The following is a 19,489-nucleotide window of genomic DNA, read 5'->3' on the forward strand; positions in this document are numbered from 1 at the left end:
AACAACATCCGCGAAACCGCAGTTGTGCGCGCTAAAACACCCGAATAAGGCGCACAACTGCGGTTTCGCGGTCAGCTCAGGCAGTAGGGGCCGAGGAGGCTCTTCAACTCGCCGAACAGGTCGGCGCTCACCTTGACCTGGTGCGGCAGCTCGAACACCCGGGCGGAGGCGCCCTTGACCAGCTTGAGGCGCACCTCGGAGTCGCCGCCGTGGCGGGTGAGCACCTCGCCGAGGGCCCGGACCGTGTCCGCGGTCGCCCGGGCCTCGGTGAGCGTGATCGCCAGGGGTCCGCTCTCGAAGCCCTGGCCGAGGTCGGGGCTGAGCAGGCTGAACGCGTGCAGGTTCATCCCATCGTCGCGCAGGCTCACCCGCCCGCGCACGACGACGATCGAGTCGCTGACGAGGTCGGCGGTGAACTCCAGGTACGCCTTGCCCATGAACATCACCGTGATCTCGCCGCCGAAGTCCTCGACCTGGATCATGCCGTACTGGTTGCCGGATTTCTTCGCCGTGCGGTGCTGCACGCTCGTGATCAGCCCGGCGACGGTGACGGTGTCGCCGTCCTGGGTCGCCTCGGAGGCGATCAGGTCGGCGATCGTCGTGCTGGCGTGCTTGGCCAGCGGGATCTCAAGCCCCGCGAGCGGGTGATCGGAAACGTAGAGGCCGAGCATGTCGCGCTCAAAGGCGAGCTTCTCCTTCTTGCTCCACTCGGGGCGTTCCGGAACCTGCTCGGTGTCCTGCGGGTCGTCGAAGAGGCTGTCGAAGTCGAAGCCGACCATGCCGTGCACTTCGTCGCGCTTGATCTTCACGGCGGATTCGACGGCGCCCTCGTGGATCTCGACCATGGCCCGCCGGGTGGCGCCGAGCGAGTCGAACGCGCCGGCCTTGACCAGCGACTCGATCGTGCGCTTGTTGGCCACCGGGAGCGGAACCTTGCGCAGGAAGTCGTGGAAGGACTCGAAGCGGCCCTTCTCGTCGCGGGAGGCGCGGATGGCGTCGACGACGTTGAAGCCGACGTTGCGCACCGCTCCCAGCCCGAACCGGATGTCGGTGCCCACGGCCGCGAAGAACCCGATGGACTCGTTGACGTCCGGCGGCAGCACCTGGATGCCCATCCGGCGGCACTCGTTGAGGTAGAGCGCGAGCTTGTCCCTGGCGTCGCCGACGCTGGTGAGCAGCGCGGCCATGTACTCGGCCGGGTAGTGCGCCTTGAGGTACGCCGTCCAGTAGGACAGCACCCCGTACGCGGCGGAGTGCGCCTTGTTGAAGGCGTAGTCGGAGAACGGGAGCAGGATGTTCCAGACCGTGTTCACGGCATCCATCGAGTACCCGTTGGCGACCATGCCGGCGGAGAAGCCCTCGAACTGCTTGTCCAGCTCGGACTTCTTCTTCTTGCCCATCGCCCGCCGCAGCAGGTCGGCCTGGCCGAGGGAGAAGCCGGCCAGCTTCTGGGCGATCGACATCACCTGCTCCTGGTAGACGATCAGCCCGTAGGTGTTGCCGATGACATCGACGAGGGCCTCTTCGAGCTCCTTGTGGATCGGCACGATCTCCTGCTGGCCGGTCTTCCGCAGCGCGTAGTTGGTGTGCGAGTTCGCGCCCATCGGTCCCGGCCGGTACAGCGCGATCACGGCGGAGATGTCCTCGAAGTTGTCGGGTTTCATCAGCCGCAGGAGCGAACGCATCGGGCCGCCGTCGAGCTGGAACACGCCGAGCGTGTCCCCCCGGGCGAGCAGTTCGTAGGCGAGCGTGTCATCGAGCTCGAGGTCTTCGAGGATGGGGCGGTGGCCGCGGTTCACCTCGATGTTGTCGAGGGTGTCGTCGATGATGGTCAGGTTTCGCAGCCCGAGGAAGTCCATCTTGATCAGCCCGAGGGCCTCGCAGGCGGGGTAGTCGAACTGGGTGACGACCTGGCCGTCGACCTCGCGCTTCATGATCGGGATGATGTCGATCAACGGGTCGGAGGACATGATCACGCCGGCCGCGTGCACACCCCACTGGCGCTTGAGGTTCTCCAGGCCGAGGGCCGTGTCGAAGACGGTGCGAGCCTCCGGGTCGGACTCGATCACCGCACGGAAGTCGCCGGCCTCCCGGTACCGGGGGTGGTCCTTGTCGAACATCCCCGTCAGCGGCACGTCCTTGCCCATGATCGCCGGCGGCATCGCCTTGGTGAGCTTGTCGCCCATCCCGAAGGGGAAGCCGAGCACCCGCGACGAGTCCTTCAGCGCCTGCTTGGCCTTGATCGTGCCGTAGGTGACGATCTGCGCGACCCGCTCGTCGCCGTATTTCTCGGTGACGTAGCGGATGACCTCGCCGCGCCGGCGCTCGTCGAAGTCGACGTCGAAGTCGGGCATGGAGACGCGGTCGGGGTTGAGGAAGCGCTCGAAGATGAGGCCGTGCCGGAGCGGGTCGAGGTCGGTGATCCCCATCGCGTAGGCGACCATCGAGCCGGCGCCGGAGCCACGGCCCGGGCCCACCCGGATGCCGTTCTTCCGCGACCAGGTGATGAAGTCGGCGACGACGAGGAAGTAGCCGGGGAAGCCCATCTGCAGGATGACGCCGACCTCGTAGTCGGCCTGCTTGCGCACATCAGCCGGGATGCCGGCCGGGTAGCGCTGGTGCAGTCCCACCTCGGTTTCCTTGATGAACCAGCTCTGCTCGTCCTCCCCCTCCGGCACGGGGAAGCGCGGCATGTAGTTGGCCTGGGTGTTGAACTTCACGTCGCAGCGTTCGGCGATCAGCAGGGTGTTGTCGCAGGCCTCCGGGTTGTCCCGGAAGATGTGCCGCATCTGCGCGGCGGTCTTGAGGTAGAACTCGTCGGAGTCGAACTTGAACCGGTTGGGGTCGTCCAGGGTCGACGCGGACTGCACGCAGAGCAGCGCGGCGTGCGCGGTGGCGTCGTGGGCGTGGGTGTAGTGCAGGTCGTTCGTGGCGACGAGCGGCAGGTCGAGTTCCTTGGCGAGCCGCAGCAGGTCGGTCATGGTGCGGCGTTCCACGTCGATGCCGTGGTCCATGATTTCGCAGAAGAAGTTCTCGCGGCCGAAGATGTCGCGGTAGTCCCCCGCGGCCTTCTTCGCCTCCTCGTACTGGCCGAGCCGGAGCCGGGTCTGCACCTCGCCGCCGGCGCAGCCGGTGGTGCCGATCAGGCCGGCGGAGTGCTGGCTGAGCATCTCCCGGTCCATCCGGGGCTTGAAGTAGTAGCCCTCGAGCGACGCCCGCGAGGAGAGCCGGAACAGGTTGTGCATGCCCTCCGTGCTCTCGGAGAGCAGGGTCATGTGGGTGTACGCGCCGCTGCCGCCGACGTCGTCGCGGTTCTGGGCCCCGGTGCCCCACTTGACCCGGGTCTTGTCGCGCCGGTCGGTGCCCGGCGTGATGTACGCCTCGGTCCCGATGATCGGTTTGATCCCCGCCTCGGTGGCGGTGCGCCAGAAATCGAAGGCGCCGAACACGTTGCCGTGGTCGGTGATCGCCACGGCGGGCATGCCCTGTTCGACGGCCGCCTCGATCAGCGGCTTCACCCGCGCCGCGCCGTCGAGCATCGAATACTCGCTGTGCACGTGGAGGTGGACGAACGAGTCGTTCGAGCCTCCCGAATTACCCTGAGGCGCCAAAACTGCTCCGAATTCGTGGGTGGTTGTGGTGGTCCAGCCTAATCGCCACGGAGGACAGAGAGGGCGTGGGCCAGGTCGTCCGGGTAGGGCGCGTTGAACGTCACCCACTCCCGGGAGTCAGGGTGCGAGAACGCCAACTGGGTGGCGTGCAGCCACTGCCTGGTGAGCCCGAGCCGGGCCGAGATGGACGGGTCGGCCCCGTACATGGCGTCGCCGACGCACGGATGCCGCTGGGCGGCCATGTGCACCCGGATCTGGTGGGTGCGCCCCGTCTCCAGGTGCACCTCGAGCAGCGACGCAGAGGGGAACGCCTCCAGGGTTTCGTAGTGGGTCACCGAGTGCTTGCCGCCCTCGACCACGGCGAACTTCCAGTCCGAGCGCGGGTGGCGCCCGATCGGGCCTTCGATCGTGCCGCTGAGCGGGTCGGGGTGGCCCTGCACGACGGCGTGGTAGATCTTCTCCACCTCGCGGTCGTGGAACGCGCGCTTGAGCGCGGTGTACGCCGCCTCGGACTTCGCGACGACCATGAGCCCGCTCGTGCCGACGTCCAGCCGGTGCACGACGCCGGCGCGTTCGGCGGCGCCGGAGGTCGCGATCCGGTAGCCGGCGGCGGAGAGCGCGCCGAGCACGGTGGGACCGGTCCAGCCGACACTCGGGTGGGCGGCCACTCCGACGGGCTTGTTGACGACGACGATGCTCTCGTCGTCGTGCACGATCGTCAGGTCCGGCACCGGGATCGGGACGATGGTGACGGCCTCCTTGGGCTGCCAGCTGACCTCGAGCCAGCCGCCGGCCCGCAAACGGTCGGACTTGCCTACGGTGACCCCGTCGAGGGTCACGCCACCGGATTCGGCGACCTCGGCCGCGAAGGTACGCGGGAATCCGAGGAGCCGGGCGATCCCGGCGTCGACGCGGACTCCGTCGAGCCCGTCGGGAAGCGGCAGTGCGCGGGTTTCCATCAGTGTGCCGATTCGGTAGAGGCGGGCCCGGCGAGGCCGTCGGGCGCGGCATCCGATCTGGATGGGGACTCCGATCGCGAATCCGTCGGCGAATCCGAATCCGTGGCGGGCGTGCCCTCACCGGCAGCCGCGGAGCCGCTGGTGCGCACCCCGTCGAGGCCGATGCCGCGGATCGTGAGGATCATGAAGATGCCCATGCTCACGACGATGCACATGTCCGCGACGTTGTAGATGGCCGGGATCATCCAGGGGGTCGAGATGAAGTCGACGACCTGTCCCACCCCGAAACCGGGCTCCCGGAGGAGGCGGTCGGTGAGGTTGCCGAGGACGCCGCCGAGCAGCAGCCCGAACACCACCGACCAGGCGACCGAACGGATGCGGCCCGCGAACCAGACGATGAACACGACAACGCCGGTGGCGATGATGGAGAAAATCCAGGTCATCCCGCTGGCGAGGGAGAATGCCGCGCCCGGGTTCCGGACGAAGTGCAGTTGAAGCACATCGTCCAGAACCCGGACAACATCACCCTCGGTCAGGTTGGTGACAACGAGGAACTTGCTGATTTGATCAAGCGCGTACGCGCCCAGCGCAACAACGGCCAGGACGAGTAGCGCGCGGAAGCTGACCTTCGCTGTGGCCCTACGCGCCAAAGCCCTGGAAGCTCGACTTCGGAGCGTTGCCTGCGTCGCTGCCGACGCCGGCACCAACCGGCGAGGTGGCGTCGAGGTCGCGCAACTGGCCCTCGATGTAGCTCTTCAGCTTCTGACGGTACTCGCGCTCGAAGGTGCGCAGCTCTTCGATCTTGGTCTCGAGCGTGGAACGCTCCTTCTCGAGGACGTTGATCTGTGCGCGCTGCTTCGCCTCGGACTCCGCGATGACGCGGGCGGCCGTTGCATGGCCCTCCGCGATCAAGGCGTCGCGCTTCTCGGCGCCTTCCTTGACGTGCTCTTCGTGCAGGCGGCGAGCCAGCTGGAGCAGGTTGGTGGTTCCTGCCGTCTCGTCAGTCGCATCGGCGACGACGGGCACGGCCGCGGCTGCGACGGCAACCTTGACGGGCTCGGGAACGGCGACCGGCTCCGCGGCGGCCTCGGCCACGACCTCGGTCTTGGCGGGCTCTGCGGCCGCGCCGGTTCCGAGCTGGGCCCGGAGTTCCTCGTTTTCCTTGGTGAGGCGGCGCAGTTCGACGACGACCTCATCGAGGAAGTCATCGACCTCGTCCTGGTCGTATCCCTCACGGAACTTGGTCGACTGGAACCGCTTGTTGACTACATCTTCCGGAGTTAGCGCCATGGCTTTCCACCCTTAGAACTTGGTTGTGAATTGATGAATAAACGTTCTGGTAACGCTAGCGCGTCACAGGTCAAGGATACATCCCGCAGTTGGGGGGCCTATCTCATTCCGCGCAGCCACGCCGTAATCGTCATTCCGATGATCGTGCAGAGCATGGTGAGGCTCCAGCCGAAGTCGAACGCGATCGGTCCAACGCGGAGGGACGGCACCACGCGGCGGAAGAACTTCAGCGGCGGGTCGGTCAGCGTGTAGACGAGCTCGACGAGCACGAGGAGGATGCCGTGCGGGCGCCAGCCTCGGTTGACGCCGCGCACGAGGTCGACGATGAACCGCCCCCACAGAACGAAGAAGTAGAGCAGGAGGAGGAAGTAGGCGATGCCGGCCAGCAGGGATAACACTCTTCGATACTACGGGGAGTCTGGACTACGACTGGGCGAAGAAGGACGCCTCGGCGTCTGCTCCCTCGGCGTCGTGGTCGCCGGAGACGACGACGTGCGACGGGGACAGCAGGAAAACCTTGGCGGTGACTCGCTCGATCTTGCCGTACAGGCCCTGGGAGAGTCCGCTTGCGAAGTCGATCAGGCGGCGCGCGTCGGCGTCGCTCATCTGGGACAGGTTGATGATGACCGGGATGCCGTCGCGGAAGGACTCGGCGATCACCTGCGCATCGCGGTACTGGCGCGGGTGGACGGTGAGGATTTCATTCATTTCGGATGCAGCCACATTCTTGGGGGTGGAGGTCTTGCGCAGGGGCGTCACCGGGGCGCGCCCGGCCGGGTTCTGACCGCTGGTGTTCTGCGAGGACGGGGTGGGAACGGCAGAGACATTGGCCGCGGCCGGCGCCTCATACTCCAGCTCTTCGTCTGCCAGACCCAGGTAGACCATGGTTTTCTTGAGCGGGTTGGACATCTCGACCTCCGTGTTGGTGATGCTTCATCTTTGAGATTAACCGTGCGCCGGGCGATTCCCGGTGATTGCGGTGCCAATTCGTAGGTGTGTCGCCCCTTCGGCGACGGCGTCGGCGTAGTCCGAGGACATCCCCATCGACAGGAATCGAGCCTCCGGGGCCAACCGCCGAACCTGGTCCCCCAGCTCGCGCACGCGGGCGAAGGAGCGGCGCGGCTCCGCCCCGATCGGCGCGACGGCCATCAGGCCGAGCAAACGGATGCCCGGGGTCGTGAGGACCTGCCCGACGAGCGCTTCGAGCCGCTCGGGAGCAACTCCGCCGCGAGCCGGATCCTCGGTGAGATTGACCTGCACGAAGCAGTCCACCGTGGACTCCTCCGACGCCAGGGCGGCCGCCAGCGACTCGCGGTCCAGGGAATGGATCACGTCGGCGTAGGCGCGCACCTGTCGGGCCTTCTTGCCCTGCACCTGGCCGACGAAGTGCCAGGTGAGACCCAGGTGGGCCAGTTCCGCGGCCTTCGCCTGCGCTTCCTGGTGCCGGCTCTCCCCCACGTCCCGGACGCCCAGCCCGGCGAGCTCTTCGATCAGGGAAGCCGGGTGGAACTTGGTCACGACGATCGTCGTGATCTCGTCGGCGGAGCGTCCCGCCGCCGCAGCCGCGTCGGCAATGCCGGCGCGCACGGCCGCGAGACGCTCGGGCAGCGGAGCCTGGAACACAGACTCATTCATCGCCCACCGCCCCGGTCCCGCGCCCGGCCGCTCTACTTGAGGAAGTCGGGGATGTCGAGGTCGTCTGCCTCGTCTTCGAACGCCGGATCGGCCACGACCGCGCCGCCCGGTGCCGACTCCGACCAGACCGAGGACGAGGTGAGCTCGTCAACGTACTGTCCCGACGAATCGGCGGAGGGGGCCGGCGCAGCGCCCGCCGCGGCGCCGACGCTGCCGGCGGCGATGCCCGCGGCCACCAGGTCGGCGCGGCGGACCTCGACCGGCTTGGCGCCGGGCTCCCCGCCGTCGAAGCCCGCCGCGATGACGGTGACCCGCACCTCGTCGCCCAGGGTGTCGTCGATGACGGCACCGAAGATGATGTTGGCTTCCGGGTGCACCGCCTCCTGCACGAGGCGAGCGGCATCGTTGATCTCGAAGATGCCGAGGTTGGAGCCACCCTGGATCGAGAGGAGCACGCCGTGCGCGCCATCGATGGATGCCTCGAGCAGCGGCGAGGCGACGGCCAGTTCGGCGGCCTTGATCGCCCGGTCGGCGCCGCGGGCGGAGCCGATGCCCATCAGGGCGGAGCCGGCGCCCTGCATGACGGATTTGACGTCGGCGAAGTCGAGGTTGATCAGGCCGGGGGTGGTGATCAGGTCGGTGATGCCCTGCACGCCGGCGAGGAGGACCTGGTCGGCGGTGGCGAAGGCCTCGAGCATGCTGATCCCGCGGTCGCTGATTTCCAGCAGGCGGTCGTTGGGCACGACGATGAGGGTGTCGACCTCGTTCTTGAGCGAAGCGACTCCGGTTTCGGCCTGGGCCTGGCGGCGCTTGCCCTCGAAGCCGAAGGGCTTCGTGACCACACCGATGGTGAGCGCTCCGATGGACTTGGCGATCCGGGCGACGACGGGTGCGCCGCCGGTTCCCGTGCCGCCACCTTCACCGGCGGTGACGAAGACCATGTCGGCCCCGGCGAGGGCCTCTTCGATCTCCTCGGCGTGGTCCTCGGCGGCGCGGCGGCCGACCTCGGGGTCCGCGCCGGCGCCGAGACCGCGGGTGAGGTCACGACCGACGTCGAGCTTCACGTCGGCGTCGCTCATCAGCAGCGCCTGGGCATCCGTGTTGATAGCGATGAACTCGACCCCACGGAGGCCAAGTTCGATCATGCGGTTGACGGCATTGACGCCGCCACCGCCGATACCGACAACCTTGATTACGGCTAGATAGTTCTGATTATTTGACACGTCCGGCCTCCGGGTGGAACTCTAAACCTCTAGTCGAGGCTTAAAGTTATGCTGAGTATGCAATTACTACTGGTTCCGAAGTTAGGCGCGTGCACGCCACGCTTGGGGACGCGCTCCCGCGTGTCGCGAAGAATCGGTCGGAAATGGCCCGCAGGCCGCCCGGGGGCACGGGTGCGCGGGCTCAGCGCCGGGGTCAGCGCAGGACCGCGCTGTCGGGTGACGACACGTCGTATTCGTCGACGTCGCCGACCGGGTGCCCGACCATCAGCGCGGCGAGCACGACCGCCTTGTAGTCCGATTCCTCTGCGCTCCCCCACACGACGCGGGCACCGCCGTCCAGGGTCAGGGTGACATCGTCCTTCGTGGCCGCGGTGACGGTCGTGAGCTGGGTGCGGATGCCGGCCGGCAGCGACTCGACGACGGCCGCGGCGGCGGCGAAGCCCGGGCTGCCGACCGAGGCTGCGATTGCCGGGTAGCCGGCCTGGGGCTCGTCGCCACTCAGGATGACCACCCCGGCCGCGTCAACGAGGTCGAAGTCGCCGCGGGAAGGGATGACGCCGATCGGTTCGCGTTCGACGATCCGGACGACAAGGGTCCCCGGAGGCCGGCTCTCGACGGCGTAACTGCGGATGAGCCGGAACCGGGAGAGTTCCTCCCGCACGGCGGCGAGGTCGACGAGGGGCAGCGGCGTGCCCAGCTGGTCCTCCAGCGCCGCCGTCACCTGGTCCGCGGGGACCCGGTTCGCGCCGACGACCTCGATCGTGCGCAACGCCATCAACGGCGAATAGGCTCCGGCGAGGACGAACCCGATGAGCGCGGCCAGCGTGCCGAGGCCGACGAGCCAGGTCGTGCGGCGGCGCCGGGAGCGCCCGGTGAACCGGCGCACCTCCTCGCGTTCGTACTGCTTCCGGGCGCGCCGGGCGCCCCGGAGCCGGCTGCGCGCCGCCCTGGGCGTGAGCGGCTGGCCCGGCGGCTGGCCGGCGGGCGAGTTCCCTGTCGCTGTCCCTGTCCCTGTTTCCCCGTCCCCGGTTCGGCGAAACGGGAAGACCGGGGCCAGGCCGGCGGACGCCGCCGGCTGGGTCCTGATCGGCTCGGTCGGCGCGGACGATGCCGGCGTGGACCCCGGCGCGGACTTTCCCGGAGATGTCGACGCAGGCTTCGACGTGGGCTTCGGCGTCGCTTTCGACCCGCTCGCCCCTGGGCGCTCCGGGCGGGCAGCGGCCGGCGGCAGCGGCGGGGGGCGGTGTTCGAAGCCCTGGGGCCGCTTCATGCCCGGTCGCGCGTCATTGGGGCGCCCGGCCGAGGGAGTCGAGCAGCTGCGGCACGATCCGGTAGACGTCGCCACAGCCGAGCGTGACGACGAAGTCGCCCTCCCGCGCGATCGAGGCCACGTAGTCGGCGGCATCCTGCCAGTCCGGGATGAAGGCGACGTGCGCCGGGTCGCGGAACCGGGCCGAGACGAGCGCCCCGGTCACGCCGGGTTCCGGGTCTTCGCGAGCTCCGTACACGTCGAGCACGACGGTCTGGTCGGCGTGCGATTCGAGCGTGTCGGCGAATTCCTGGGCGAACATCCGGGTTCGGCTGTACAGGTGGGGCTGGTGCACGGCGATGATCCGCCCGGTGCCCACGACGGTGCGGGCGGCGGAGAGGGCGGCCGCGACCTCGGTGGGGTGGTGCGCGTAGTCGTCGTAGACGCTCACGCCGCGGGCCGTGCCGTGCAGTTCGAACCGGCGCTGGGTGCCGCCGAAGGCCGAGATGGCTTCGAGGGACGCCGCCGGGTCGAAGCCGAGGCCGACGAGCACGGCGAAGGCTCCGGCCGCGTTGATGGCGTTGTGCTTGCCGGGGATGCGCAGGGTGGTGGTGTAGTCCTGGCCGGCCCAGCGCACGGCGAAGCTGACCGGGCCCTCTGTGACGATGGAATGCACCCGGACGTCCGCCGCGGCCGCTTCACCGAACGTGATCACGTGCTTGTCGGCGAGCCTCGTCGTCACGTGCACGGCGCCGGGATCGTCGGAGGAGATGACCACGAGCTCGGAGGCGTTCCGGGCGAACTCCACGAACGCGGCCTCGAAGGCCTCGAGCGATCCGTAGTGGTCGAGGTGGTCCGGGTCGACGTTGGTGATGAGCGCGACGGCGGTGTCGTAGAGGAGGAAGGAGCCGTCCGACTCGTCGGCTTCGACGACGAAGAGATCGTCGGCGCCGCTGGCGGCGCTGAGGCCGAGCGACTCGATCACGCCGCCGTTGACGAAGCTGGGGTCCTGGCCGAGCCCGAGCAGGCCGGTGACGATCATCCCGGTCGAGGTGGTCTTGCCGTGGGCGCCGGCGACGGAGACCAGGCGGTGCGACTTGACCAGCCAGGCCAGGGCCTGCGCGCGATGCAGCACCGGGATGCCCCGCTCCCGGGCGAGCACGTACTCCGGGTTGTCCTGCCACAGGGCGCCGGTGACGACGAGCGTGTCGGCGTCGCCGAGGTTGGCGGCGTCATGCCCGATGCTGATCCGGGCGCCCAACTTGCGGAGGGCGAGCACGTTGTCCGATTCGCGCAGGTCGGAGCCGGTGACGGTGTGGCCCGCCCCCAGGAACAGGCGGGCGATGCCGCTCATGCCGGAGCCGCCGATGCCCACGAAATGCACCGCGCCGAGCTCGTCGGGAACGGTGAGGGTCAGGTCGGGTTCAATCACGGTCTGCGCTCTTCTCGGTGTGCCGGCGGATGCCGGGTGACAAACAGGTGCGGGGTCAACGTTACGCGCCGTGGGCGCCGATCGACGGATTGGCCCGTCCGGGAGCGCCTGCGGGGCTGCCGCGGTTCACCGGGCTCGGCGGATCAGTTCGAGCATCCGCTCCGACCCGTCCAGCACGCCCACGGAGGCCGCGGCGCGGCCCATCGCCCGAACGCGTTCCGGGTCGGCCAGGACGGGGACGAGTTCCCGGAGCACCCAGTACGGCTGGAAATCGGCGTCGTCGACGAGGATGCCGCCGCCGGCGCGGACGACGTCGGCGGCGTTGAACCTCTGTTCGCCGTTGCCCACCGGGTAGGGCACGTAGAGGGCCGGGATGCCGAGGGCGGAGAGTTCGCTGACGGTCGCCGCCCCTGCGCGGGACACGGCGAAGTCCGCGGCCGCGAGGGCCAGGTCCATCCGGTCGCAGTAGCCGACCATGCGGTAGTGGTCGAGGTCAGGGTCGCTCACCTCGGACTTCTCCCCGGTGATGTGCAGCACCTGCCAGCCGGCTCCGATCAGCGCCTCCGCGGAGTCCGTCACCGTGCTGTTCAGGCGGCGGGCGCCGAGGGAGCCGCCGGTGACGAGCAGGGTGGGCCGGTCGGCGGACAGACCGAAGAACGCGAGCGCCTCGGGCCTCGCGGCCTCCCGGTCCAGCCGTTCGATTTCGGCGCGGAGGGGCATGCCGACGAAATGGGCGTGCCGGATCGGTGTGCCGGGGAAGGCCACGCCCACGTGGTTCGTGTAGCGCGCGCCGAGCTTGTTGGCGAGGCCCGGCCGGGCGTTCGCCTCGTGGATGACCAGTGGGACTCCGGCCCGCCTGGCGGCCAGGTAGGCCGGCGTGGACACGTAGCCGCCGAATCCGACGACCACGTCGATGTTCCGGGAGCGGATCAGGTCGTCGACCTGGCTGACGGCTCGCCGGAGCCGCGGCAGGAAGCTCAGCGCCTGCCGGTTGGGCCGCCGGGGGAAGGGCAGCCGCGGAATGATGATGAGCTCGTAGCCCCTGGCCGGGACGAGGCGGGCCTCGAGGCCCTCGCTGGTGCCGAGGACGAGCACCGTGGCATCCGGCTCGTGCCGGCGAATGGTGTCGGCGACGGCGAGCAGCGGGTTGACGTGGCCGGCCGTGCCGCCGCCGGCGAGAAGGTAGGTGGTCACCGGGAATCCGCCTCCGCGTGGTCGCTGCGGGCGAAGGACAGCACGACGCCGATGGCGAGCAGCGTGGTGAGCAGGGCGGTGCCGCCCGCGGAGATCAGCGGGAGCGGTACGCCCAGCACGGGGAAGACCCCGAGCACCACGCCGATGTTGACGAGGGCCTGGCCGATGATCCAGACGAGGACCGCCGCCGTGGTCACCTTCACCTGCAGGTGGGTGCTTGAGCGCATGATGCGCAGGAAGGCGAAGGCCAGCAGGATGAACATCCCCAGCACGACGATCGCCCCGATCAGGCCGAGTTCCTCGCCGATGATCGCGAAGATGTAGTCGTTGTCGGCCGCGGGCAGCCAGGACCACTTGGCCTTGGAGTTGCCGAGGCCGACGCCGAGGATTCCGCCGTTCGCCAGCGCCCAGGTGCCGTGAAGGGGCTGCCAGCAGGCGGCGGAAATGGCGCCGTCCCGCTCGTCGCAGCCGGTGCCGAGGAAGCTCATGATCCGGGTCATCCGGTTCGAGCTGGACACGGCCACCACCCCGGCGACGACCACTCCGGCCAGGAGCGGGATACCGAGCATGCGCAGCCGCACGCCGGCGAAGAACAGGGCGCCGAACAGGATGCCGGCCATGATCATGACCGTGCCGAGGTCCCCGCCGATGAGGACAAGGAGAACGGCGCCGCCGCCGACGCCGAAGACCGGGATGAGCACGTGGCGCCAGTCGTCGAGTTTGTCCTCTTTCTTGCCGAGGATCACGCCGAGCCAGATCACCAGGGCGACCTTGATGACCTCGGAGGGCTGGAACTGGAATCCGCCAAGGGTGAGCCAGTTGGTGTTGCCGGCAATCTCGTAGCCGAGGGGGGTGAACACGACGAGGCACTGCAGGAAGCAGGCGAAGAGCAGCGCCGGCCAGGCGATGCGCTGCCAGAATTTCATCGGCAGCCGGCTGACGAGGAGCATGAGCGGCAGTCCGGCCAGGGCGAAGATGCCCTGGCGCAGGAGCCCGCCGAAGAACCCGGCGTTTTCGAGGTACGAGTCGACCGAGGACGAGGACAGCACCATGACCAGGCCGAAGATGACGAGGAACAGGGTCGTGCCGAGCAGGAGCAGGTAGTTCGCCGACTCGGCCTTGAAGACCCGGCCGAGGGTGATCCGTGCGCTGGCCCCGGCCGTGGTCGGCTGGGGGGTTTCGGGTGGGGAGCCCGGCCGCCGGGCCTGCTCCTGCTCGCCGCGCTGCTGGGCGCGCTGGTGCTGGCTGAGCTGCTGCCGATACTGCGGCGGCGGCTGCCGGTCAGGCCCGGGTGCCCGGGTCCTCGGTGGATTCGTCATCCGGCTCGCCTCCCACATACTCTCGGACGGCCAGCGCGAACATCCGTCCGCGTTCCGCATAGTCGGCGAACTGGTCCATCGAGGCGGCCGCCGGGGCCAGCAGCACGACGTCGCCGGCCTCGGCCACTTCCGCCGCCACCCGAACCGCGTTCGGCATCACCTGTCCAGTCTCAACCGCGTCGATCTCGATCACCGTCAGTTCGGGGGCGTGTCGTGCGAATGCCTCGCGCAGCGCGACCCGGTCGACGCCGATGATGATGGCGGCACGCAGCCGCGAGACGTGGCGGCTGACCAGGTCGTCCACGTCGACGCCCTTGAGCAGTCCGCCGACGAGCCAGACGACGGAGTCGAACGCCCGCAGCGAGGCGTCGGCGGCGTGCGCGTTGGTCGCCTTGGAATCATCGATCCAGCGGATGCGTCCCGCCGTGGCGATGAGCTCGATCCGGTGCGCGTCGAGGCGGAAGGCCGCCAGGGCCGCGCGGATCGTCTCCGGCGGTACGCCGAAGGAGCGGGCGAGGGCGCTCGCGGCGAGGATGTTGGCCACGACGTGCGGAGCGTCGAGCCCGGCGGCGGCCAGCGCGGTCACCGTGGTGAGTTCGACCGCCCGGTCGAAGCGGTCCTCGAGGAAGGCGCGGTCGCAGAGGATCCCGTCGACGATGCCGACGTCGCTCGGCCCTGGCACGCCCAGCCCGAAGCCGATCGCGCGCGCACCCTCCCGCACGTCGGCCTCTTCGACCATCTTCAGGGTGGCGTCGTCGGCCTTGTTGTAGACACAGACGACCTTGGTGTTCGCGTAGACCTTCGCCTTCGCGTCGCGGTACAGGGCGGCGGAGCCGTGCCAGTCGAGGTGGTCGTCGGCGACGTTCAGGCACACACTCGCCCACGGCGCCAGCGCGCCGGGTCCGGTGCGCGGCAGGTGGTGCAGCTGGTAGCTGGAGAGCTCGACGACGAGCACGTCCCAGCCCTGCGGGTCGCGGACGGCATCGAGCACGGGCACGCCGATGTTCCCGCACGGCGCGGCGCGGAAGCCGGCCGCGGCGAGCATCGTCGCCGTGAGCTGGACGGTCGTGGTCTTGCCGTTGGTGCCGGTGACGAGGATCCACTCGGCGGGCGCCCCCACCTTGTCGCGCAGCCGCCAGGCCAGTTCGATGTCGCCCCAGACCGGGATGCCCTGCTCCGCTGCCCAGAGGAGCAGCGGGTGGTCGGGGTGGAACCCGGGCGACACGATGATGAGTTCGGGCCGGTGCGCGAGCAGTTCGGCGGGAGGGGTGTCCAGTTCCGCCTGGACCAGGGCGACGCCGAGGACGTCCAGGAGCATGGCGCGTTCGTCGGCGGCGGCCCCGGCCACCACGAGCACGTCCGCGCCGAGTTCGGCGAGCGTGTCCGCGGCGGCGAACCCGGTGACGCCGAGGCCGAGCACGGCGACGCGGAGCCCGGTCCAGTCGGCATGCCAGCCGGTCAGCGCGTCGAGCCTGTCAGGCACCGGATCGGCGGGATCGGGCTGGGCAGGGCCTTGCGGCACTAGCGAGCCAGCCATTCGAGGTAGAACGATCCGACGCCGGCGGCGACGAGCAGCCCGCCGATGATCCAGAAGCGCACAACGACGGTGACCTCGGCCCAGCCCTTGAGCTCGAAGTGGTGGTGGATCGGGCTCATCAGGAAGATCCGTTTGCCTCGGGTCAGTTTGAAGAACAGGCGCTGCAGGATCACGGACCCGGATTCGATCACGAACAGGCCGCCGATCAGGATGAGCAGCAGCTCGGTGCGGCTGAGCACGGCCAGGGCGGCGATCGCGCCGCCGATGGCGAGCGACCCGGTGTCGCCGAGGAAGATCTTCGCCGGCGAGGTGTTCCACCAGAGGAAGCCGATCAGCCCGCCGACGATCGCGGCGGAGACGACGGCCAGGTCGAGCGGGTCGCGGATCTCGTAGCAGCGGTACTGGTCGGCCGCGTCGGAGCCCCCGAAGCAGGACTGGTTGAACTGCCAGAAGCCGATCACGACGAAGGACCCGATCGCGAGGATCGAGGACCCGGTCGCCAGCCCGTCAAGGCCGTCGGTGACGTTCACGCTGTTGGAGGTGGCGGCGACGATGAGGGTAATCCAGAGCACGAAGAGAATCAGGCCGACGACCGTCCCGAGGGCCATGAAGTCCAGCGGCAGGTCCCGGATGAACGAGATGTGCGTGGAGGCAGGGGTCAGCCCGTTCTTGTTCGGGAACTGCAGCGACAGGTACGCGAACACGCCGGCGACGAGCACCTGGCCGACGATCTTCGCCCAGCCGCCGAGGCCGAGGCTGCGCTGGTTGCGGGTCTTGAGGAAGTCGTCGACGAAGCCGACCAGGCCGAGGCCCACCATCATGAACAGCACCAGCAGCGGCGACGCCGTGATCGGTTCCCCGACGATCATCTTGGCGCTGAAGAAGCTGATCAGCACGCCGAGGATGACGATGATCCCGCCCATCGTGGCGGTGCCGCGCTTGGCGTGGTGGCTCTTCGGGCCGTCGTCGCGGATGAACTGGCCCCAGCCGAGCTTCTTGAACAAGCGAATGAACAAGGGGGTCAGGAAAAGGGTGAACGCGAGCGACATGGCTCCGGCGATCAGTAGCGCTCTCATGAAAACAGATCTCCCAGTCGATCGCCCAGAAAGCGCAGGCCTGCGGATTTCGAAGACTTCACGAGCACAGTGTCCCCCGGTTGGAGGGAGTCGCGCAGTAATTCGAAGGCCGCGTCCGCCGTGTCGACGAACGTCGACTCACCGTCCCACGAGCCCTCATTGATGGTGCTGATGTGCATCCGACGTGCGGCGGTGCCCACGACGACGATTTGCGAGATGTTCAGCCGGACCGCGAGCAGGCCGATCCGGTCGTGCTCCTCCCCCGCCAGCTCGCCGAGTTCGGCCATCTCGCCGAGCACGGCAACCGTGCGCATCCCGGGTTCCCGGATCTGGGCGAGGGTCTTGAGCGCGGCCGACATCGAGTCGGGGCTCGCGTTGTAGGCGTCGTTGATGATCGTCACACCGTCCCGGCCGCCCAGCACCTCCATCCGCCAGCGTTCGGCCCTGGCCACGGATTCGAGGCCGGCCACGATGTCGTCGATGCCCACGCCGAGCCGCTCGGCCGCGGCGGCCGCCGCCAGGGCGTTCATGACGTGGTGCTCGCCGAGCACCCGGAAGGACACGGTCCGGCTCTCGCCGGAGGCCAGCTGGAGCACGAAGGTGGTGCCGCTCGCGCTGGCGTGCAGGTCGCTCGCGCGGACCGTCGCCGTGGGGCCCTGGCCGAACCAGACGATGTCGGCGCGGGTTTTCGCGGCCATGCCGGCGACGCGTGGGTCGTCGGCGTTGAGCACCGCGACGTCTGTGCCGAGGAGCTCGGTGACCATTTCGGCCTTGGTGTCGGCGGTCGCTTCGATGCCGCCGAACTCGCCGGCGTGCGCGAGGCCGACCGAGAGCACGATGCCGATGTCGGGTCGGGCCAGCCGCACGAGACGCAGGATGGATCCCGAGCCGCTCGCGCCCATTTCGACCACGAGGAACCGGGTGTCGTCGGTGACCTCGAGCATGGTCATCGGCGCGCCCACCCAGTTGTTGAAGGATCCGCGCGCGGCGACGGTCGGGCCGACCCGCTCGAGCACGGCGCCCAGCAGGTTCTTGGTCGTGGTCTTGCCGTTCGAGCCGGTCACGCCGACGACCTTCAGCCGGCCGAGCGCGCGGACGCGGGTGACGACGTCCGCGGCCAGTGCGCCGAGCGCGACGACGACATCCGGGACAACGACCTGGGCCACCGGGAGGTCCAGGTGCCGTTCGACGATGAGGAGCGAGGCTCCCCGGTCAACGGCCTGGGGGGCGAAGAGGTGGCCGTCGGTGACCTCGCCGGGCTTCGCGACGAAGATCGCGCCGGCCTCGATGTTGCGGGAGTCGGTGTGCACGGGTCCGGAGACGACGGAGTCCGCGGTGAGGGCGCTGCCGCCGGTGTGCAGGACACCGGAGACGGCGTCGGCGATCTCGGCCAGGCTGAGGCCGATCATCAGAGCCACCCGGCTTCGCGGAGCGCCTGGCGGGAGTCTTCGCGCGCCGAGTAGGGGATCTTGACGCCGGCGACCTCGTGGTAATCCTCGTGGCCGGGCCCGGCATAGAGGATGACGTCGCCTTCCTTCGCCAGGGCCAGTGCGGTGCGGAAGGCCGTCCGCGGGTCGGGGACCTCGTGGAACTCCCCGTCCGGGACGGCGGCCCGTGCCGCGTCGAGCAGGGTGGCGCGGATGGCGGCCGGGTCTTCGAAGCGGGGGTGGAAGTCGGTCACGACGACGACGTCCGCGCCGCGTGCGGCGATGGCGCCCATGTCGGCGCGCTTGGTGGTGTCCCGGTCGCCGTCCGCGCCGAACACCATGATCAGCCGGCCCTCGGTGGTCTTCCGGATCGCGTCCAGGGTGTTCAGGAACGCGTCGGGGGTGTGCCCGTAGTCGATGTAGACCAGCGGGCCGCGGTCTCCGGAGATGCGTTCCGCCCGCCCGGGGATGTACGCGGCGATGCCTCCGTCCCGGTCGAGCGTGTGCGCGATCGCTTCGAGGTCGTAGCCGGATTCGACGAGCATCACGATGGCCAGGGCCGCGTTGGCGGCCATGTACCAGCCGAGCAGCGGCACGCGGGTTTCGAGGCGTCGGCCCTCCGGGCCTTCGAGCGCGAACTGCGTGTAGAGGGCCGTCTCCTCGATCACGAACATCCGCCAGTCCGCTTCGACATCGAGCCTCGTCGTGAGGGTCGTCACCGGGATGCGGCAGTCGTGGACGATCCGCCGGCCCCAGTCGGAGTCGACGGTGACCACAGCGCGGCGGGAACGGTCGGGCTGGAAGAGGTCGAGCTTGGCCTGGAAGTAGTCCTCCATGGCCTCGTAGTCGTCGAGGTGGTCGTGGCTCAGGTTGGTGAAGCCGGCGACGTCGAAGACGAGGCCGTCGATGCGGTGGCGGCTGAGCGCCTGGGCGGAGACTTCGATCGCGACGGCGCGCACCTCGGCCTCGCGCATCCGGGCGAGCAGGGCATGCAGCTCGCTGGCTTCCGGGGTGGTCAGCGCGCTGGTCACGGCGAGGTCGCCGATCCTGCGTTCGGCGGTCGAGGTGAGGCCGGCGACGATTCCGAGCTGGTTCAGGATGGCGAAGAGCAGGTAGACGACGCTGGTCTTGCCGTTGGTGCCGGTGACGGCGAACAGCGACGCGGGATTCTCGTCGGTTCGATAGATCCACGCGGCGACGGAGCCAAGGGCGGCCCGGGCGTCCGGCGTCACGAGCACGGGCAGGCCGCTTCCTTCCGCGATGACCGCGCCGTCGGCGTCGGTGAGGATGGCGACGGCGCCGGCTTCCCTGGCGCCTTCCGCGAAGGAGGCGCCGTGGCTGTTCCGGCCGGGCACGCCGACGTACAGGTCGCCGGGCTGGACGGTGCGCGAGCTCAGGCTCACGCCGGTGACTTCGAGTCCGTCGAGGTCACCGCGCAGTTCCAGGTCGAATTCGTCGACAAGGCCGGACAGGGAACGGGAGATGGGATGCTGAGGACGGAGCGCCGAGGGCGACAGTTCGGTCACGGGGCTCACTT

At 69.1% G+C, this 19,489-nt stretch carries 16 protein-coding genes; all 16 read right to left on the reverse strand.

All coding sequences use genetic code 11. From position 1 onward, the window contains the following. Positions 1–71: 71 nt before the first annotated feature. The gene (dnaE, locus tag E3O23_RS07415) at positions 72–3,539 is read right to left on the reverse strand and encodes a DNA polymerase III subunit alpha (protein WP_134489788.1); all 3,468 of its coding nucleotides are present in this window, start codon (positions 3,537–3,539) and stop codon (positions 72–74) included. Positions 3,540–3,649: 110 nt separating this feature from the next. Beyond that, positions 3,650–4,570, reverse strand: coding sequence for an RluA family pseudouridine synthase (locus E3O23_RS07420; RefSeq protein ID WP_134489650.1), 921 nt, complete (start codon positions 4,568–4,570; stop codon positions 3,650–3,652). After that, positions 4,570–5,220 carry a signal peptidase II gene (lspA, locus tag E3O23_RS07425; protein ID WP_174776608.1) on the reverse strand — a complete coding sequence of 217 codons (651 nt, stop codon included), beginning with the start codon at positions 5,218–5,220 and terminating at the stop codon, positions 4,570–4,572. Before lspA ends, E3O23_RS07420 begins: the two co-directional genes overlap by 1 nt. Then, positions 5,210–5,860 carry a DivIVA domain-containing protein gene (locus tag E3O23_RS07430; protein ID WP_134489654.1) on the reverse strand — a complete coding sequence of 217 codons (651 nt, stop codon included), beginning with the start codon at positions 5,858–5,860 and terminating at the stop codon, positions 5,210–5,212. Before E3O23_RS07430 ends, lspA begins: the two co-directional genes overlap by 11 nt. Positions 5,861–5,958: 98 nt before the next feature. After that, the gene (locus E3O23_RS07435) at positions 5,959–6,258 is read right to left on the reverse strand and encodes a YggT family protein (RefSeq protein ID WP_134489656.1); all 300 of its coding nucleotides are present in this window, start codon (positions 6,256–6,258) and stop codon (positions 5,959–5,961) included. 25 nt (positions 6,259–6,283) lie between these two features. Then, positions 6,284–6,769, reverse strand: a complete 486-nt coding sequence (locus E3O23_RS07440) for a cell division protein SepF (RefSeq protein WP_134489658.1) — start codon at positions 6,767–6,769, stop codon at positions 6,284–6,286. Between the two features lie 36 nt (positions 6,770–6,805). Continuing rightward, a complete protein-coding gene (locus E3O23_RS07445; protein WP_134489660.1) occupies positions 6,806–7,495 on the reverse strand; it encodes a YggS family pyridoxal phosphate-dependent enzyme in 690 nt (229 codons plus the stop codon). Positions 7,496–7,527: 32 nt separating this feature from the next. Beyond that, entirely contained in the window at positions 7,528–8,718 is a 1,191-nt protein-coding gene (gene ftsZ, locus E3O23_RS07450) for a cell division protein FtsZ (protein ID WP_134489662.1), read from the reverse strand. 193 nt (positions 8,719–8,911) lie between these two features. Continuing rightward, positions 8,912–9,988 carry a cell division protein FtsQ/DivIB gene (locus tag E3O23_RS07455; RefSeq protein WP_134489664.1) on the reverse strand — a complete coding sequence of 359 codons (1,077 nt, stop codon included), beginning with the start codon at positions 9,986–9,988 and terminating at the stop codon, positions 8,912–8,914. A 13-nt stretch (positions 9,989–10,001) separates the two neighbouring features. Then, the gene (murC, locus tag E3O23_RS07460; protein ID WP_134489666.1) at positions 10,002–11,399 is read right to left on the reverse strand and encodes a UDP-N-acetylmuramate--L-alanine ligase; all 1,398 of its coding nucleotides are present in this window, start codon (positions 11,397–11,399) and stop codon (positions 10,002–10,004) included. Positions 11,400–11,525: 126 nt separating this feature from the next. Then, positions 11,526–12,593 carry an undecaprenyldiphospho-muramoylpentapeptide beta-N-acetylglucosaminyltransferase gene (murG, locus tag E3O23_RS07465; RefSeq protein ID WP_134489668.1) on the reverse strand — a complete coding sequence of 356 codons (1,068 nt, stop codon included), beginning with the start codon at positions 12,591–12,593 and terminating at the stop codon, positions 11,526–11,528. Continuing rightward, positions 12,590–13,912, reverse strand: coding sequence for a putative lipid II flippase FtsW (gene ftsW / locus E3O23_RS07470; protein ID WP_134489670.1), 1,323 nt, complete (start codon positions 13,910–13,912; stop codon positions 12,590–12,592). Before ftsW ends, murG begins: the two co-directional genes overlap by 4 nt. Beyond that, positions 13,875–15,449: a UDP-N-acetylmuramoyl-L-alanine--D-glutamate ligase gene (gene murD / locus E3O23_RS07475; RefSeq protein ID WP_134489672.1), complete on the reverse strand. Its 1,575-nt coding sequence runs from the start codon at positions 15,447–15,449 to the stop codon at positions 13,875–13,877. The genes ftsW and murD overlap by 38 nt, the downstream gene beginning before the upstream one ends. After that, a complete protein-coding gene (gene mraY / locus E3O23_RS07480) occupies positions 15,434–16,525 on the reverse strand; it encodes a phospho-N-acetylmuramoyl-pentapeptide-transferase (RefSeq protein WP_134489674.1) in 1,092 nt (363 codons plus the stop codon). Before mraY ends, murD begins: the two co-directional genes overlap by 16 nt. Continuing rightward, positions 16,522–17,934, reverse strand: a complete 1,413-nt coding sequence (locus E3O23_RS07485; RefSeq protein ID WP_134489676.1) for a UDP-N-acetylmuramoyl-tripeptide--D-alanyl-D-alanine ligase — start codon at positions 17,932–17,934, stop codon at positions 16,522–16,524. The genes mraY and E3O23_RS07485 overlap by 4 nt, the downstream gene beginning before the upstream one ends. After that, entirely contained in the window at positions 17,934–19,478 is a 1,545-nt protein-coding gene (locus E3O23_RS07490; protein ID WP_134489678.1) for a Mur ligase family protein, read from the reverse strand. The genes E3O23_RS07485 and E3O23_RS07490 overlap by 1 nt, the downstream gene beginning before the upstream one ends. Positions 19,479–19,489: the final 11 nt, after the last annotated feature.

Origin of the sequence: Cryobacterium tagatosivorans, assembly GCF_004402215.1 — a bacterium.
GTDB classification, from domain to species: Bacteria; Actinomycetota; Actinomycetes; order Actinomycetales; family Microbacteriaceae; genus Cryobacterium; species Cryobacterium tagatosivorans.

Bases quoted from the DNA above. Each gene is read 5' to 3' on its own strand.
- E3O23_RS07455 (WP_134489664.1), bottom strand. From the start codon at position 9,988: ATGAAGCGGCCCCAGGGCTTCGAACACCGCCCCCCGCCGCTGCCGCCG.
- E3O23_RS07485 (WP_134489676.1), bottom strand. From the start codon at position 17,934: ATGATCGGCCTCAGCCTGGCCGAGATCGCCGACGCCGTCTCCGGTGTC.
- E3O23_RS07430 (WP_134489654.1), bottom strand. From the start codon at position 5,860: ATGGCGCTAACTCCGGAAGATGTAGTCAACAAGCGGTTCCAGTCGACC.
- dnaE (WP_134489788.1), bottom strand. From the start codon at position 3,539: ATGCTCGACGGCGCGGCGCGGGTGAAGCCGCTGATCGAGGCGGCCGTC.
- E3O23_RS07420 (WP_134489650.1), bottom strand. From the start codon at position 4,570: ATGGAAACCCGCGCACTGCCGCTTCCCGACGGGCTCGACGGAGTCCGC.
- mraY (WP_134489674.1), bottom strand. From the start codon at position 16,525: ATGAGAGCGCTACTGATCGCCGGAGCCATGTCGCTCGCGTTCACCCTT.
- ftsW (WP_134489670.1), bottom strand. From the start codon at position 13,912: ATGACGAATCCACCGAGGACCCGGGCACCCGGGCCTGACCGGCAGCCG.
- E3O23_RS07445 (WP_134489660.1), bottom strand. From the start codon at position 7,495: ATGAATGAGTCTGTGTTCCAGGCTCCGCTGCCCGAGCGTCTCGCGGCC.
- E3O23_RS07440 (WP_134489658.1), bottom strand. From the start codon at position 6,769: ATGTCCAACCCGCTCAAGAAAACCATGGTCTACCTGGGTCTGGCAGAC.
- murD (WP_134489672.1), bottom strand. From the start codon at position 15,449: ATGGCTGGCTCGCTAGTGCCGCAAGGCCCTGCCCAGCCCGATCCCGCC.